The sequence below is a fragment of the Butyrivibrio sp. genome (assembly GCF_024699075.1).
In genome coordinates, this window is the sequence record NZ_JAILQF010000052.1 from 1 (window position 1) to 15062 (window position 15062).

The 15062-nt window shown below is 39.5% G+C and carries 10 protein-coding genes; 5 read left to right on the plus strand and 5 right to left on the minus strand.

Going from position 1 to position 15062, the window contains the following annotated elements; genetic code table 11:
• Window positions 1–313, minus strand: a 313-nt coding sequence (locus tag K6G87_RS01740) for a hypothetical protein (protein WP_296833053.1), incomplete at its 3' end; no start/stop codon positions are given.
• 148 nt (window positions 314–461) lie between these two features.
• Window positions 462–1499, minus strand: a complete 1038-nt coding sequence (locus tag K6G87_RS01745) for an aldo/keto reductase (protein WP_296833056.1) — start codon at window positions 1497–1499, stop codon at window positions 462–464.
• Window positions 1500–1758: 259 nt separating this feature from the next.
• Between K6G87_RS01745 and K6G87_RS01750 the strand changes: the two genes are divergently transcribed.
• The 4 genes from K6G87_RS01750 to K6G87_RS01765 all read left to right on the plus strand — a co-directional run bounded on the left by K6G87_RS01750 (window position 1759) and on the right by K6G87_RS01765 (window position 6867).
• A complete protein-coding gene (locus K6G87_RS01750; RefSeq protein WP_296833059.1) occupies window positions 1759–2730 on the plus strand; it encodes a TAXI family TRAP transporter solute-binding subunit in 972 nt (323 codons plus the stop codon).
• 3 nt (window positions 2731–2733) lie between these two features.
• Entirely contained in the window at window positions 2734–4710 is a 1977-nt protein-coding gene (locus K6G87_RS01755) for a TRAP transporter permease (RefSeq protein WP_330669678.1), read from the plus strand.
• 108 nt (window positions 4711–4818) lie between these two features.
• A complete protein-coding gene (locus K6G87_RS01760; RefSeq protein WP_296833062.1) occupies window positions 4819–5424 on the plus strand; it encodes a cytidylate kinase-like family protein in 606 nt (201 codons plus the stop codon).
• A 357-nt stretch (window positions 5425–5781) separates the two neighbouring features.
• The gene (locus tag K6G87_RS01765) at window positions 5782–6867 is read left to right on the plus strand and encodes a GGDEF domain-containing protein (RefSeq protein WP_296833065.1); all 1086 of its coding nucleotides are present in this window, start codon (window positions 5782–5784) and stop codon (window positions 6865–6867) included.
• A gap of 232 nt (window positions 6868–7099) precedes the next feature.
• Here the strand turns inward: K6G87_RS01765 and K6G87_RS01770 are convergent, their stop codons facing one another.
• The 3 genes from K6G87_RS01770 to K6G87_RS01780 form a co-directional block, all read right to left on the minus strand.
• Window positions 7100–10000: a glycoside hydrolase family 3 N-terminal domain-containing protein gene (locus K6G87_RS01770; RefSeq protein ID WP_296833068.1), complete on the minus strand. Its 2901-nt coding sequence runs from the start codon at window positions 9998–10000 to the stop codon at window positions 7100–7102.
• 216 nt (window positions 10001–10216) lie between these two features.
• A complete protein-coding gene (locus K6G87_RS01775; protein WP_296833071.1) occupies window positions 10217–10774 on the minus strand; it encodes a hypothetical protein in 558 nt (185 codons plus the stop codon).
• Window positions 10775–10943: 169 nt separating this feature from the next.
• Window positions 10944–13364: a beta-glucosidase family protein gene (locus K6G87_RS01780; RefSeq protein ID WP_296833074.1), complete on the minus strand. Its 2421-nt coding sequence runs from the start codon at window positions 13362–13364 to the stop codon at window positions 10944–10946.
• A gap of 634 nt (window positions 13365–13998) precedes the next feature.
• On the opposite strand from K6G87_RS01780, the gene K6G87_RS01785 reads away from it, so the two are divergent.
• The coding region (locus K6G87_RS01785; protein ID WP_296833076.1) for a sodium-dependent transporter at window positions 13999–15062 on the plus strand (1064 nt) is incomplete at its 3' end.

The following is a 15062-nucleotide window of genomic DNA, read 5'->3' on the forward strand; positions in this document are numbered from 1 at the left end:
CCATGCTAAAATAAGAATATTCACCTACAAGAGCCTGAATCTCATCAATAAGGAAGTAAACTGCTCTTAAGCCAAGTGCTATAGCAATCATTAAAAAGTTCTCTGTTCCAAGAAGCATAAAGAAGAAAAGATAGAAAGCTACTTTTACTAAAGTATAAAACCAGCCCAAACTAAAACCTGGAATGATCAGCTGTAATACCATAAGAGCACCACATGCTAAAGTGACAGGAAGTGCGTACATCTGCAAAGGTGCAAGTATTTTGTTGTTGCTGAAGTAATTTTTTAGTGACTTACATACATTTTCGAAACCCATTATTTGTTCCTCCCATAAACTATATTTTGTGTGTAGCTTTTAAAGTATATCCTAATATAATAATGGATACAAGTATCAGATATTGCTATTACATGACGTAATGGTCAAAAGTTATTTCGATTCGAGCTTGCTCATTAAATAATATCAATCACTTAACCTTGCGCTCTCCCGCCAGAACCAGTCTGTAATCTTCCAGATTCTTTTTTAGAAGTACAGGTATATTAAGTTCATATGGACATTTGGGAAGACATGCGCCGCAGTTAACACATGTATCAATTTTGGCCATCTCGCTCTGCCAGTATTCTGAAAGCCAAGCATCGCTTGGAGCTCTTCTGAGCATAAGGGACATTCTGTTGCACTGATTGATCTGAATGCCTACAGTACATGGACTGCAGTAACCGCATCCTCTGCAGAAATCTCCCATCAGTTCTACTCTCTCGCTTTCGATGAAAGCCTTGATATCATCGTCCATAGACGGTGTTTCATCCATATATGAAAGCCACTCATCAAGCTCTTTATCTTTCTGAATACCCCAGATTGGAACTGCGCCTTCAAACTGTGATATGAAAGCCATAGCTGCTTTTGAATTGGTAATAAGACCTCCTGCAAGGCCCTTCATGCCGATAAAACCTACATTATTCTCATTACAAAGATGTATGAGTTCAATCTCTTTTTCAGATGCAAGATAGCTCATTGGATATTGAACTGTTTCATACAAGCCTGATTCTATAAGCTCTCTGGCAATACCAAGTTTATGAGCGGTACCGCCGATATGTTTAATAAGACCTTTAGCCTTGGCTTCGAGCATGCACTCATACATTCCTGTTCCATCGCCTGGTTTATAGCACTGGCCCATTAAATGGAATTGGTATACATCGATATAATCTGTCTTAAGTGTTGCAAGTGATGTTTCAAGGTCCTTCCAGAATCCTTCAGGGGTCTTGGCCTGAGTCTTGGTAGTGATAATGATCTCGTCTCTTTTAACCTTGTTATCACCAAATGCAGCGCCAAGCTTTTCTTCACTGTCACTATAAGCTCTTGCTGTGTCAAAAAATCTCATGCCGCCTTCATAGGCTTTTCTAAGAAGTTTTACAGCCTCGTCCAAAGATACTCTCTGGACAGGAAGTGCGCCAAAACCGTTCTGTGGAACGCATATGCCGGTGCGTCCTAAAGTTACATTTTTCATAGTCGTATCTCCTCGTATAGACATGTAAATTGGTTCGATGTTAGCTAGTTGAAAGAATAATTAATTAGCAAATATTACAACCATAATAAACTAAAAGCTAAGATATTGAAATATATAAAATGATCTTGTTTTAGATCCTTCACACCGCCCCTCAAAAAATCCCCCATTTTCCCATAAATAGCACATTTATAAACTCAAAACAGGTACCTTGGAAATATGCTAAAATATATCTTATAAAATACATAAAGAGGAGAAAAAAATGAGGAAAACACGTGTTTTAAGGATATTTAGTATGATCCTTATGATTGTCATGTGCACATGTCTTTGTGCCTGCGGTAGTGGTCTACGTTTCATGTTCGGAACGGGCGGAACTGCAGGAACTTATTATGCATATGGCGGAGTTCTTGCTCAGTATATGAAGCAATATGCTGATGTTCGTGTTACTGCCGTATCAACAGGCGGTTCTAAAGCTAATATTCAAAGTATCCAGGACGGTGACTTCCAGCTGGGATTCACTCAGTCTGATGTTATGTCTTATGCATGGTCAGGTACCAGAGCATTTGAAAAGGACGGAGCAACTCACGATTTCAGAGTCCTTGGATGTTTATATGCTGAAACTGTTCAGCTTATCACCATGGATTCAGATATCCAGTCCGTAGCAGATCTCAAAGGCAAAAGTATATCAATAGGTGAAGCCGGATCAGGTGTATACTTTAACGCACTTGACGTACTTGAAGGTGCCGGTATCACTCTTGATGACATTAAGCCCCAGTACCAGTCTTTTGAAGATTCCAAGGAATCATTAAAGGATGGCAAAATAGATGCAGCCTTCATTGTAGCCGGTGCCCCAACCACCGCTATAACTGAACTTGCAACAACTAACGGTGTCAGATTACTTTCTATTGATGGCGATCTTAGAGACGGCATTATAGAAAAATGTCCTTATTATTCTGCATATACAATTCCTGCAGGAACTTATCCGGGCCAGGATGAAGACATAGAGACTATTACAGTTAAAGCTACTGTTGTAGTAGCTGCAAGTCTTGATGAGGATACAGTATACAATCTTACAGCAGCTATTTTTGACCACGTAGATGATATAACACTTGAAAACGCCAAAGGCTCTGAGCTTGATATTGAGAATGCAACAAGTGTAACAGACGTGCCTTATCATGAAGGCGCTGCCAGATACTATGCTGAGCATGGAATAACAGTTAGAACGGAGGAATAAGGATTGAGCAATAATAAAGATTTAAACAGCAATGACTCTGTAAAAATGAATACTTCCCCCGAAGGTGCTACTAATCAAAATGTCGAAATAGATTCAGTAATGCGTAAGTATGACAGAGAGTCCAACACCAGAATATGGACCGGAACACCTAAGATAATCGTTACGGTTGTGCTGGCTCTTTTTTCCTTATGGTGTATATATGTAACTCTCTTTGCAACCTTCCTCGAAGAGATACGACTGACTTCTTTCATGGCACTTATAGTGCTTATGGGATTTTTGATCTATCCTCATAAAAAAGGACTGACAAAGCCAAACTATATTCCAATCGGCGATATTATCTTTATGGTCCTTGGAACAGCTTCATACCTTTACTTTACTTTTAATGCAACTGATATAATCAACCAGGGAACAAGATTTGAATGGTATCAGATAATTATAGGTATAGTTGGTATTGCAGCTCTTGTAGAAGTTACAAGAAGATGCGTTGGTATGCCAATTCTTATCGTAGCAGCATTTTTTGTTATATATGCTCTTACAATTGGGCTTACTAACCCAAGTTTCCCGGGAAGAGTCAAGTACCTTGTGCGAAACCTTTTCTATACAAAAGGCGGCATCCTTTCTACACCAGTTAACGTATGTTCCAAATACATTGTAGTCTTCATAATATTTGGTGCGTTTCTTGAAAGAACCGGAATCTCAAGCTTTTTTATCGAACTTGCAAACAGTATAGCCGGGCGATTCGCCGGAGGTCCTGCCAAAGTTGCAGTCATCTCTTCTGCTCTTTGCGGTATGGTCTCAGGATCGTCTGTAGGTAACACAGTTACAACCGGTTCAGTAACAATCCCTATGATGAAAAAGACTGGCTACAGAAACGAATTCGCAGCTGCCGTAGAAGCGGCCTCATCAACAGGCGGACAGATCATGCCTCCAATTATGGGTGCTGCCGCCTTCCTTATGGCAGATTTTATCGGTGTGCCGTATTCTAATGTAATAAGTAAAGCTGTCCTTCCGGCAATACTCTACTTCTTTGGCATATTTATTACAGTTCATCTTGAAGCCAAGAGGTTGAGGCTTACAGGTATACCTAAGGACCAGCTTCCAAACTTTTTTAAGCTGATCAAAAAGATATATCTCCTGATTCCAATAGTTATGCTGATAGTATGGGTTTCAGGCAACTATATGACTATGCAGAAGGCGGCTTCACTTGCGATCATCCTTTCTATCGTAGTCGGACTTATCAATAAGGATGCAAAACTTACACCTGGCAAAATACTTGATGCACTTCAGTCAGGTGGTAAGAGCGCTATCACTGTAGGCGCAGCCTGCGGCGTAGCAGGTATTATATCAGGCGCTATCACAATGACAGGCCTTGCCAATGAACTTATAAATGCAATCGTAGGTGTTGCAGGCGATAAGCTTATTGTCGCACTCGTCCTTACAATGCTCTGCTGTATCGTACTTGGAATGGGCGTTCCTACAACAGCTAATTACTGCATTATGGCAGCAACTACAGCTCCTATCCTTATAAGAATGGGCGTTCCGATCGCTGCTGCTCACTTCTTCGTATTTTATTTTGGTATTGTTGCCGATATTACACCTCCTGTTGCACTTGCAGCCTATGCAGGCTCTGCGATTGCCAAGAGTAACCCTATGAAGACAGCTTTCACAGCATCAAGACTTGCTATTGCAGCTTTCATTGTTCCTTATATGTTCTGCCTTAGCCCTGCTCTTTTGATGATAGATACAACGCCGATCGAAGTTCTGCAGATAAGCATTACAGCTATTATCGGTATATTCGGCCTGGCTTCAGGACTTGAAGGCTACTGCTTCTCTGATATGAGCAAAATAATCAGATTATTTACAGTTGTTGGCGGTTTGATGCTTATATATCCAGGAGTAGCAACAGATGGAATCGGACTTGTGCTCGTAATAGGCTCACTTGCATTCCAGTTCGTACAGGCGAAGCGTCAAAAAGCTTAAAACTATAAATGTCACAACTATAAACGCTATAACTATAAACTCATACCTGATAGAGTCATAAAATCACAAATACAAAGAACTTAAAAAAAGCGCGGAGGCTTTTCAATTATGGAAAACTTTAAATTTCCGGTAATCACAATTGGTAGAGAATATTGTGCCTATGGACGCACAATTGCTGGTATACTCTCAGAAAGACTTGGTATACCCTATTACGACAAGGACTTTGTCAAGAAAACTGTTATAGAAAGCGGATTCTGCGAAGAAGATGTTAATTCTGAAGGTGAATCCATCTCTGCTTTATCTCTTTTCATAGAGAACTTTCTAAACGGAACTGCAGCTTACAACTCCTATGATGACATATTTGAAGCTCAGAAGCATGTAATCGTGGATCTGGCCAAGAGCCCATGCATTATAGTTGGCCGCTGCGCTGACTTCGTTCTCAAGGAAGCCGGCATTAAATCGCTGGATATCTATTTGTATGCAGAGACAGACTTTAAACTTGAGCGTGCAAGGCAGCTCCATCCTGGTCTTGATGATGCTCATCTTAAGAAGATCATGAAAAAACAGGATGAGCTTCGCCGCATATATTACAAGCACTATACAGGTCATGACAATTATGACTTCTCTAACTATGATCTGTGCCTCAATACAGGTATTATCGGAATCGATAAATGCGCTGATATCATCGAGGATATTGTAAGAGGAAGCAAATAATCATTAATAAGTAAATTAATTGAATTTAAAATAGCGTAAGAAAACCACTATTATAAAACGGTTTCCTTGCGCTATTTTTTTGAGCTTTGAAAATATCAAAGCAATGTGATTATTCTTGCTTTTACTATGATTTATGCTGTTGTTGTTTAAAAATTTTTTCAGCGAATTTTTTCACATTTAATTATGAGTTTCCGTTTTGTTGTAAAAATCGCTTTAAAATAAAATATAAATTTACGCTTTTTTGTACTTTATTATTTAGTAAAATGTGTCATAATAATTGCTTATATGAACCATAGTTTTAGATATGTAATCAAGCCTTTGATGCATATTTTAGTGTAATAAGGAACCACATTATTCATGAACACAAAAGTTTTAAATATTAGCTATATTCTTGGCCTTTGCAAGAGACTTAGAGAATTTAGCCCTGAAAACAGGGATGATTTTCATAGATATAATGTCATGTATTATCAGTTTTTCATGACTATAGCTTTAAGTGGCGGATGCTTAGCAGCCATTATGTGCCTGTACTCTGATTACCTTTTAAACGGTACAATAATGCCAACGCTGATTCCAAGATTATCACTTCTTATCCCGCTTGGCCTATTCCTGTTTTTTAACACAAGAATAACCAATTATAAGCTGATGATCGCAACCAATCATATTTTGTGCCACTGCGTACTGCTCTCTACCATTTGGGCAGTGTATCATCTCGAGAACAAGACCTATTTTACAGCAGGAACCATAACAATCCATATCATAATGTGGACCTTGTGCTTTTCATCACGATTTTCAGATGCATTTGTGTCATATCTGTTCTTTTTTGCAGAAATACTGATATCTCACAATTTTAATCATTATGAGAATCTCAAGATTTTGCTTGCCATCAATATTCCCTGTGCATTCGCAGTTCTTTTTGCACAGATAATCCTTAATCTCATCACCTTCGACCACTACCTGGCTATAAGGCAGATGGAAAAAGAAGCTGTGACCGACGAACTTACTCAGGTAGGCAACAGAGTTCTGCTTGATGAGATAACAGATAAGGAAAGTAAGTCTATTACAAGGCCTGCAGCCCTTATAATGCTTGATATAGACCATTTTAAAAATGTTAATGACAAGTACGGCCATATTGTTGGCGACAATGTACTTAAGTTTATAGCTGATTATGTCAAAAAATCTGTAAGAAAAGATGACTACGTAATAAGATTTGGTGGTGAAGAATTCCTTGTCATCCTTAATAACTGCAGCGTCGCTGAAGCTACAAAGACGATCAATAAAATAAGAGTTTCAATAAGCAAAGATCCAAAGAGCCCTGTTCCGATCACGATTTCAGCAGGCCTTTCCGAATATAAAGGCGACTACGAGAATGCCTTAAAGCTTGCAGACGAAGCTCTGTACGAAGCCAAGAACAATGGCAGAAACAAAGTCGTAGTACATGCGTAAACTAAATAAGAAAGTCATAATTCGAAGCACACATGTAAATCAAATAAAGAAAGTCATAATTCGAAGCACACATATAAATCAAATAAGAAAATCATAATTCGAAGTACACATGTAAATCAAATAAAGAAAGTCATAATTCGAAGTATACGAATGAACAAAACAAGGGGCGCCGAAGCGCCCCTTTTATGTTGCATAAATATTTGATTTATAGCTTTTTAAACAGATCTTCTACTTACGCAGCATCTTTTTTCTTAATAGCTCTTACAATGATGAAGCAGCAAAGCGCAATTACAAGAGCATCTGCGATATAGAGAATGATCTTCCAGATAGGCATTGCAGTTGAATAGTTCTCTTTATAATATGCACGGCTATTAGCTACAACATACAGAGCATTCTTTGCAGCCTGTCTCATTGCCTGCTGAGCACCGTTAGTATCACGGAACTGAACATTATTGGTCTGTGTAGGATAGTTTACAAGCATCATATCAGTACCATTTCTGATAGCCTGATCTGCTGACATGTATCCATATACGCCAAAGTAGTCAGTAAGTACGAAACCTTTAAAGCCCCATTCACCACGAAGTACATCGTTAAGAAGTTCAGAACATCCGCCTGCCCATCTGTTTCCAATGTAGTTGAAGGATGACATAACTGCAAGACAGCCATAATCCTTAACACATTCTTCGAATGGTTTTAAGTAGATCTCTCTAAGAGCCTGCTCATTGGTCCATGTGCAGAGCATATCACAACGGTTCTGCTCCTGATCATTAAGAGCAAAGTGCTTCATGTAAGCATATACACCATTTTCCCAAGCGCCAGCTACAGAATTACCTGCAATATAGCCTGACAGAACACCGTCTTCTGAATAATACTCGAAGTTACGACCTGCAAATGCAGTTCTGTGAATATTCATAGCCGGAGCATACCAGCCGGATGTGTGCATTTCGTCTGCCATTATACCAATGTAATAACCAAAATCATGTGCAAGCTGCTTATTGAAGGTAGCTGAAATTACAACACCTACTGGGAAGCCAAGTGAACCAACACCTGTAAAGTTGTTATTGATTGATGAAGGGCCATCACAGTCATTGGTACGGATCTTGCCAACGCTATCAACAGAGTTGGTCTGATATCCGCCAAGAGAGATAAGGGCATTCATATCATCAAGTGTCAGCTGATCCATGAACTGATCCCACATAGCATCATCTTTGTCTATACCAACCATATCCATAAGAGTGATGCCGTTAGAAGCACCTGTCGTAATAGCCTCAGCATCAGGATCTTCATCTGCAGCAACAGCTTCTTCTGTAAGATAATTGCTGATGTTGTAGAATGTTGACTTTGCTTCATCAGTCATGTTGTAATCTGCTGGAGCCTTTGTTGCTTCTTCATAGTTAGCAAATCCATCTGCTCTTGAAAGATATGTAACTTCGCCTTCAGCAAAATCGAATCTGTTAGTAACATCGTCCTGATCGGAGCTGCGTCCTTTGATATCAGAAGCAACTGTATATGTCTTGGAATCGATTATATTATGAGAATCAGAATTGATGGAAATAATATAATCACCTGCTTCAAGCACGTATCCCTTAGCATCCTTGTAATCGTAGGAAGCCATGTCTTCTATGTCAAAAGATATATTGACTGTCTCAGAAGCACCTGGCTCAAGTATGCCTGTTTTTTCAAACTGAACGAGATTAGCTGAAGCCTTCTCAATTCCGCCGCTTGTATATGGAGGATTATAATAAACTTCTACAACATCCTTACCCGCAACAGAACCTGTATTGGTAACTGTTACATCGAATGTGATCTTGCCATCAGCTTCTGTGATATCGCCCATCTTCTGCTCAAATGTTGTATAAGAAAGGCCATATCCAAATGGATACTGAACAATTTTTTCATAATCTATAAGACCCTCTGCGGCTGCTGTCTCATAGAATTTATATCCAACATATATACCTTCTACATAGTTGACAAAAGATACATAAGCTGTAGATTCAACACCAGTAAATCCTGTAGATGTATAGGACATATCGTCCATATTTTCATAATTGAAATCACCAAAGTTATTCCACCAAGGTGCTGTTTCAAAATCATAAATATATGTGTCGATAAGCTTAGCTGATGGATTAACAGTACCTGCTACTATCTCACCAAGAGCCTTCATACCAACGTGTCCCTGACCAGCTGTCCAGAGAACACCCTTGATCTGGTCATAATCTTCAACGAATCCAAGTTCGAAAGCGTTTGCACCGTTATAAACAAGGATTACATTGTCAAAATTGCTGCAGACGAGATTGATCATATCCTCTTCTCTGTTTGTAAGCTGGAGATAATGATCACCTTCATCCCAGTCATTGCCATCATTTAAAGTATCATCATAAACACCTGCTGTATAGGTTGTTCCATCCTGGAAAGAACCATCTACTACTGCCGTCATATTAGCAGGAAGGTCAGCACCCTCACCACCGGAACGGCTTATAACGATCATAGCTGTGTCAGAGAATGACTTGGCATTTGACATAAGAGTATCTGTATAAAGAGATACATTAGGTTCAGGAAGTGTCCAGTCCTGAGCCCACATACCAACTTCAGGTCTGTCAGCCTTATAATCGGTATAGAACTGTGTCAGCTCTGAATTGGTCTCAATTCCTGCTTCTGACAGGGACTGAAGAATATCTGTTGTAAGGTAAGCATCATTTAAAGCGCCTGATCCTGCTCCACCAAGGATAGGATTGATCGAAGCCCATCCAAATACATTGAGCTTGTCGCCTGATGCCATAGGAAGAATGTTATCGTCATTTTCAAGAAGAGCGATACCTTCTTCACCGATCTGAACTGCAATCTCAGTAGCTGCGTCAGATGTTTCCTTTGAGATTGTTCCGCTACCGGAAATAAGATCCAGCATAGTGCTCATAGGACCTGTACAGATCATGTTGACAACTATGCAGATGCCGGCAAGAAGCGCAACCAAAAGACCAGCTTTGGTTCTTCTCTTAGCCGGATTTTTCTTCATAACCTTGCCGACTATGATCCTTAGAATGATCCAAGCCACAATAATAATGCCAAGGGCAATAAGATATGGCCTGAGCGTAGTCAGAACACTCAACACGTCATCAATATTAATAGATAGCATATTGTGTAACCTCCCTTTTTGTGGGTGTTAGCAGGACTTGCCTGCGTTTATGGTTAACCGCACCTTGCCGGGGACTTGTAGAATTGATTTTAAGTACCAGGTGCGGATGCGCCCTGAAAATTTTGAAAAATCATTTATATAAAACTTATGTCTTTTTTGCCAGATCAACCTGATCTTTTCATGAAAAAAATTTAAGTGCTAAGTGCAGATTCTATCTTAAGCCTTTTTGTTAGCTTCACCTTCCGGGAATATGATCTTATTAACAAAGAAGAATATTACCATCGAAACACCACCGTTAAGAACAACAGTTCCGATATTATAAACAAAGTCAGGTACAAAGTGGCCTGCAACAGCAACCCATACGCAGTTAATAGAATTAACAATGCAGGTGATAATGATAAATGCGATGATATACCACATTGCCTGGAAGTAGATATTACCTTTACTTCTGAATACAAAGCTTCTCTGGATTGGGAAGTTTACGCATTCACCAATTACCATGGCTACCATGTAAGCCCAGAAATACCTCATTCCACCACTCGCCTGATCATATCCTATAATGTTCCATAAAAAGTCAATGCCGAACAGATTCACAGGAATTGATGGCCATCCATAATCTGTCTCAGGCATGAAAGAAAAAGCCTTTGGCAGGAACTGAAGGATTATGTACTTAAATACCGTGATCAGATTACTTACGATCACAAAAAGTCCGCCCTCTCTGATCCATTTCGATGCTACAGGGTGTTTTTGTGCAAAGTTACTCCAAAAACTCACTTTTTTGACCTCCTTAATTGGGAATTCAATCTTACATAATTTATTGTTTCAGGTATGTCTGCATTAATTATTTTTGCCATTAATTATCTGCATTTTGGTATAACCATTTGTTTATCTGTAATCTGCTTTTGGTATAACCATTTGTACATTAGTTATCTGCATTTTTAGATCAACCATTTATTTTCTTTTCGTACTTCTTATTAGCGCTGCTATTCTTGAAATATCCGCTTATAACCTTTCCAAGACCGCCAAAGAAGTGCCCATTGACCATCTTCACGATACCGCTGACCATATCCCTGCTAACAGCGCCACCTGTCATCTTGGCCATAGCTCTAAACGGCATATTGTATATGAAAAGAATATTAAGATCAGGCTTACCTGCATCCTCAGCCTTCTTTTTCATATTAGTAAGCTTCTTGTAAATGAATCTTGCAAGCCCGCTCTTTGAATAATAGAGCTGACATATAGCATCATTAGCTGAAAGTTCGCCGCTCCACTTACCACTTGGAATCGAGTAACCAAGAAGATTTTCGAACTCGCTGTCCGGAACCTCCTGAATATTGCCACTATAATAATGCTCCATACGGTTGGTATAGTAAGGATACTCTTCTGTCGTACCATTTACATGAAGACTGGAGGTAAGTTTTATATCAGCTGCGCTTCGACCGATCATGATATCGTAGTCGCCCTCTTCAATTTCCCATTTACCAGTCTTGACGTTCCAATATCTGAAAGTCTTGTCATCAAAATCGATCCTTACATCTACGCTTTGACCTGCTGCGATTTTTATTTTCTTAAAGCCCTTAAGCTCTTTTACCGGCCTGAAAACCTTGGCATTTTTGAGGCCAACATAAAGTTGTACGACCTCGGCCCCGTCCATCTGTCCGATATTTTTGACAGTTACTGTAGCGCCCTTGTCATCGACCTTAAGATCTGAGTAGGCAAAAGAGGTATAGGAAAGGCCAAAACCAAATGGATAAAGCACAGGAATATTAGCTGTATCATAGTATCTGTAGCCAACATATATACTTTCTCTATACTCGGAAGTACGCTGAGGGCTAGGATAATACCTGTACGCAGGCGTATCTTCAAGTCTTCTTGGAATAGTCTCGCTAAGACGTCCTGAAGGATTGACTTTACCAGTGATAATATCAAGAGAAGCTCCAGCTCCTGCCTGACCATTAAGGTACATATGTACAAGAGCCTTGAAATAATGATGCCATGGCATCTCGATCGCTGATCCAGCACTGATTATACCTATAAGATTAGGATTAGCCTGACCCAGTTCCTGAAGAAGCGTGATCTGATTCTGAGGAATACGCATATGCTCTCTGTCGAGACCCTCAGATTCACTTATTTCATTAAGGCCAAAGAAATACAGCACAACATCAGCTGTAGCAGCCATATCTACAGCTTCTTTTTTCATATTAGCATCTTCTTCGCCGGTTCTAAGATAGCCCCTGCTATAACCAACGATCTGAAGATCATATGAACTTGAAAGCTCAGTTACCTTCTCACACTTCGTAGGCTTAACCAGAGATGATCCGGCGCCCTGATAACGAGGCTCAAAAGCAAAATCACCAATTATAGCCACTTTAGTCTTGGGCTTCAAAGGAAGAACCTGATTTTCATTTTTTAGTAAAATAGCACTCTCGCAGGAAGCCTTACGGGCAAGATTATGATGACCTTCTATGTCAAAGGTCTCCTTATGACCTTCTGCATTCTTGGTAAGTTCAAGAACTGCACTAAGAAGTGTATCAACCCTTGCGTCTATATCAGCTTCTGTGATCTTGCCTGACTGAACGGCTTCGATAAGCTCTCTTGCAGAGTCAAGACCAGGATTTGGCATTTCAAGATCAGAACCGGCCTTAACTCCAAGAGCATGATCATTGGAAGCACCCCAGTCAGTTATTACTATTCCGTCAAATTTCCAGTCATCCCTTAGAATGTCTTTAAGAAGATGCTCATTTTCATTGGCATAAGTGCCATTAACCTCGTTATAGCTTGTCATTATTGCCTTGGCATGAGCCTCTTTTACCGCAATCTCAAATCCTGTCAGATAGATCTCTCTTAAAGTTCTCTCATCTACGACAGAGTTCATGGCCATACGTCTCATTTCCTGGCTGTTAACAGCAAAATGCTTAGGACAGGAATATACGCCATTGGACTGTATTCCTCTTGTATAGGAAGCTGCCATCTTGCCTGCAAGATATGGATCTTCTGAAAAATATTCGAAATTACGTCCGCAAAGAGGGCTTCTTTTGATATTAAGACCAGGCCCCAGCAGCACATTAACGCCCTCAGCCATAGCTTCCTGGCCAAGCGCATCACCAATCTCTTTGCCGAGCTCTTCGTCCCAGCTATTTGCTATAGTTGCTGCGGTTGGAAAACATGTAGCAGGAAGCGATTCATTAAGACCAAGATGGTCACCTGCACCGGCCTGCTTTCTGATACCATGAGGGCCATCTGAACAGAAAATTGAAGGAATATTAAGCCTTTTATAATCTCTGGTCTGCCATTCCCCTTTGCCGCTAAGAAAAGCTGCTTTTTCTTCCAAAGTCATGTTGCTTATAATTTCAGTATTAACCATAGAAACCTCTCTTTACCAAAACATTTCAATAGTTACCTGATGATTCTGATAAAACCAAAACCTGAGAACAAAGGAAAAACAAAGTCAAAACAAGGAAGTAAGCGGGCTATGCCTGTACTGAAGAAAGATCTGAGATGATTATTGACTTATAATCGTATAAATGATGTCTATTACTAGCATGAGTGAGCAAGAATCATTAATTCTACTTCTAACATGAACGAGCAAAAATTAAATTGACATTATAGCACAAATATATTATCGGTATAATATATACTAATAATAACATGAAATGTTATAAATATGCATGTTTTTTCCTACGAAAAGCCTTGTTTGCATCAGTTTCGTAGGAAGCCAGTGGCAAAAAGCACTTGAAACAAGCCTGTTTTTCCTACGAAAAGCCTTATTTGCATCAGTTTCGTAGGAAGCCAGTGGCAAAAAGCACTTGAAACAAGCCTATTTTTCCTACGAAAAGCCTTGTTTGCATCAGTTTCGTAGGAAGTTAATGGATGGCAGATTACAGTCGTATAAATGGGGGTAAATCTCCGCTTTGGAATAATAACTTGCGACATATGCTTTAATACTTTAAAATGCTATATGTGTATAAATAATAAATTAATGGAGTTAATAAATATTCATGGATAAAAAAAGAAGTCATTTCTCAGGAAAAATAGGATTTGTTCTTGCGGCAGCAGGCGCCAGTGTTGGTCTTGGAAATATTTGGAGATTTCCATATCTTGCTGCAAAATACGGCGGAGGAGCTTTTCTTCTTGTATATATAATACTCGCTTTCGCCTTTGGTTATACAATGATCGTATCAGAGACTGTTATCGGACGAATTTCAAGAAGAAGCCCAATTGGAGCCTTTAAAGCTTTTTCTGACAAAAAAGTATATCATTTTGGAGGCTGGATCAATGCAATAATCCCAATGCTTATAGTTCCTTACTATTCTACTATCGGCGGATGGGTTTTAAATTATCTGTTCCAGTATATTTCCGGCAATACTGATGCAGTCGCACAAGATTCATACTTTAGCTCTTTTATCTCAAATGGATTTCAGACTGAGACTTGGTTCATGATATTCGCTTTCTGCGTTTTGGCTGTAGTATTTGCAGGCGTTCGTAACGGAATTGAGCGCGTATCCAAATTTATGATGCCAATCCTTGTAGTCTTATCCTTTATAATTGCTATCTATTCTATGACAAGACCGGGAGCTGTAGCAGGAATAAAATACTTCCTGATACCTAACTTCAACAATTTCTCATGGATGACAGTTGTTGCTGCAATGGGACAGATGTTCTATTCTCTTTCAATTGCGATGGGTATTCTTATAACTTTTGGCTCATATATGAAGGACGATGTTCATATCGAAGAAGCTACAGTTAATGTGGAAATATTTGATACAGGAATTGCAATTGTAGCAGGACTTATGATAATTCCTGCAGTCTTTGCTTTCTCAGCAGGTGATGCTTCACAGCTTGGCGCAGGCCCAAGCCTTATGTTCATAACACTTCCTAAGGTATTTGCAGGAATGGGAATGACAAGACTTATGGGAATAATATTTTTTGTACTGGTATTCTTTGCAGCACTTACAAGTGCTATAGCCCTTTCTGAAAGTGCAATATCAACTTTTGAAGATGAGCTTAACTGGAGCCGCCAGCGTTCAACTATCTTCATGGCTCTTATTATGATAGTTTTCGG

Bases quoted from the DNA above. Each gene is read 5' to 3' on its own strand.
- K6G87_RS01745 (WP_296833056.1), bottom strand. From the start codon at position 1,499: ATGAAAAATGTAACTTTAGGACGCACCGGCATATGCGTTCCACAGAAC.
- K6G87_RS01750 (WP_296833059.1), top strand. From the start codon at position 1,759: ATGAGGAAAACACGTGTTTTAAGGATATTTAGTATGATCCTTATGATT.
- K6G87_RS01760 (WP_296833062.1), top strand. From the start codon at position 4,819: ATGGAAAACTTTAAATTTCCGGTAATCACAATTGGTAGAGAATATTGT.
- K6G87_RS01765 (WP_296833065.1), top strand. From the start codon at position 5,782: ATGAACACAAAAGTTTTAAATATTAGCTATATTCTTGGCCTTTGCAAG.
- K6G87_RS01770 (WP_296833068.1), bottom strand. From the start codon at position 10,000: ATGCTATCTATTAATATTGATGACGTGTTGAGTGTTCTGACTACGCTC.
- K6G87_RS01780 (WP_296833074.1), bottom strand. From the start codon at position 13,364: ATGGTTAATACTGAAATTATAAGCAACATGACTTTGGAAGAAAAAGCA.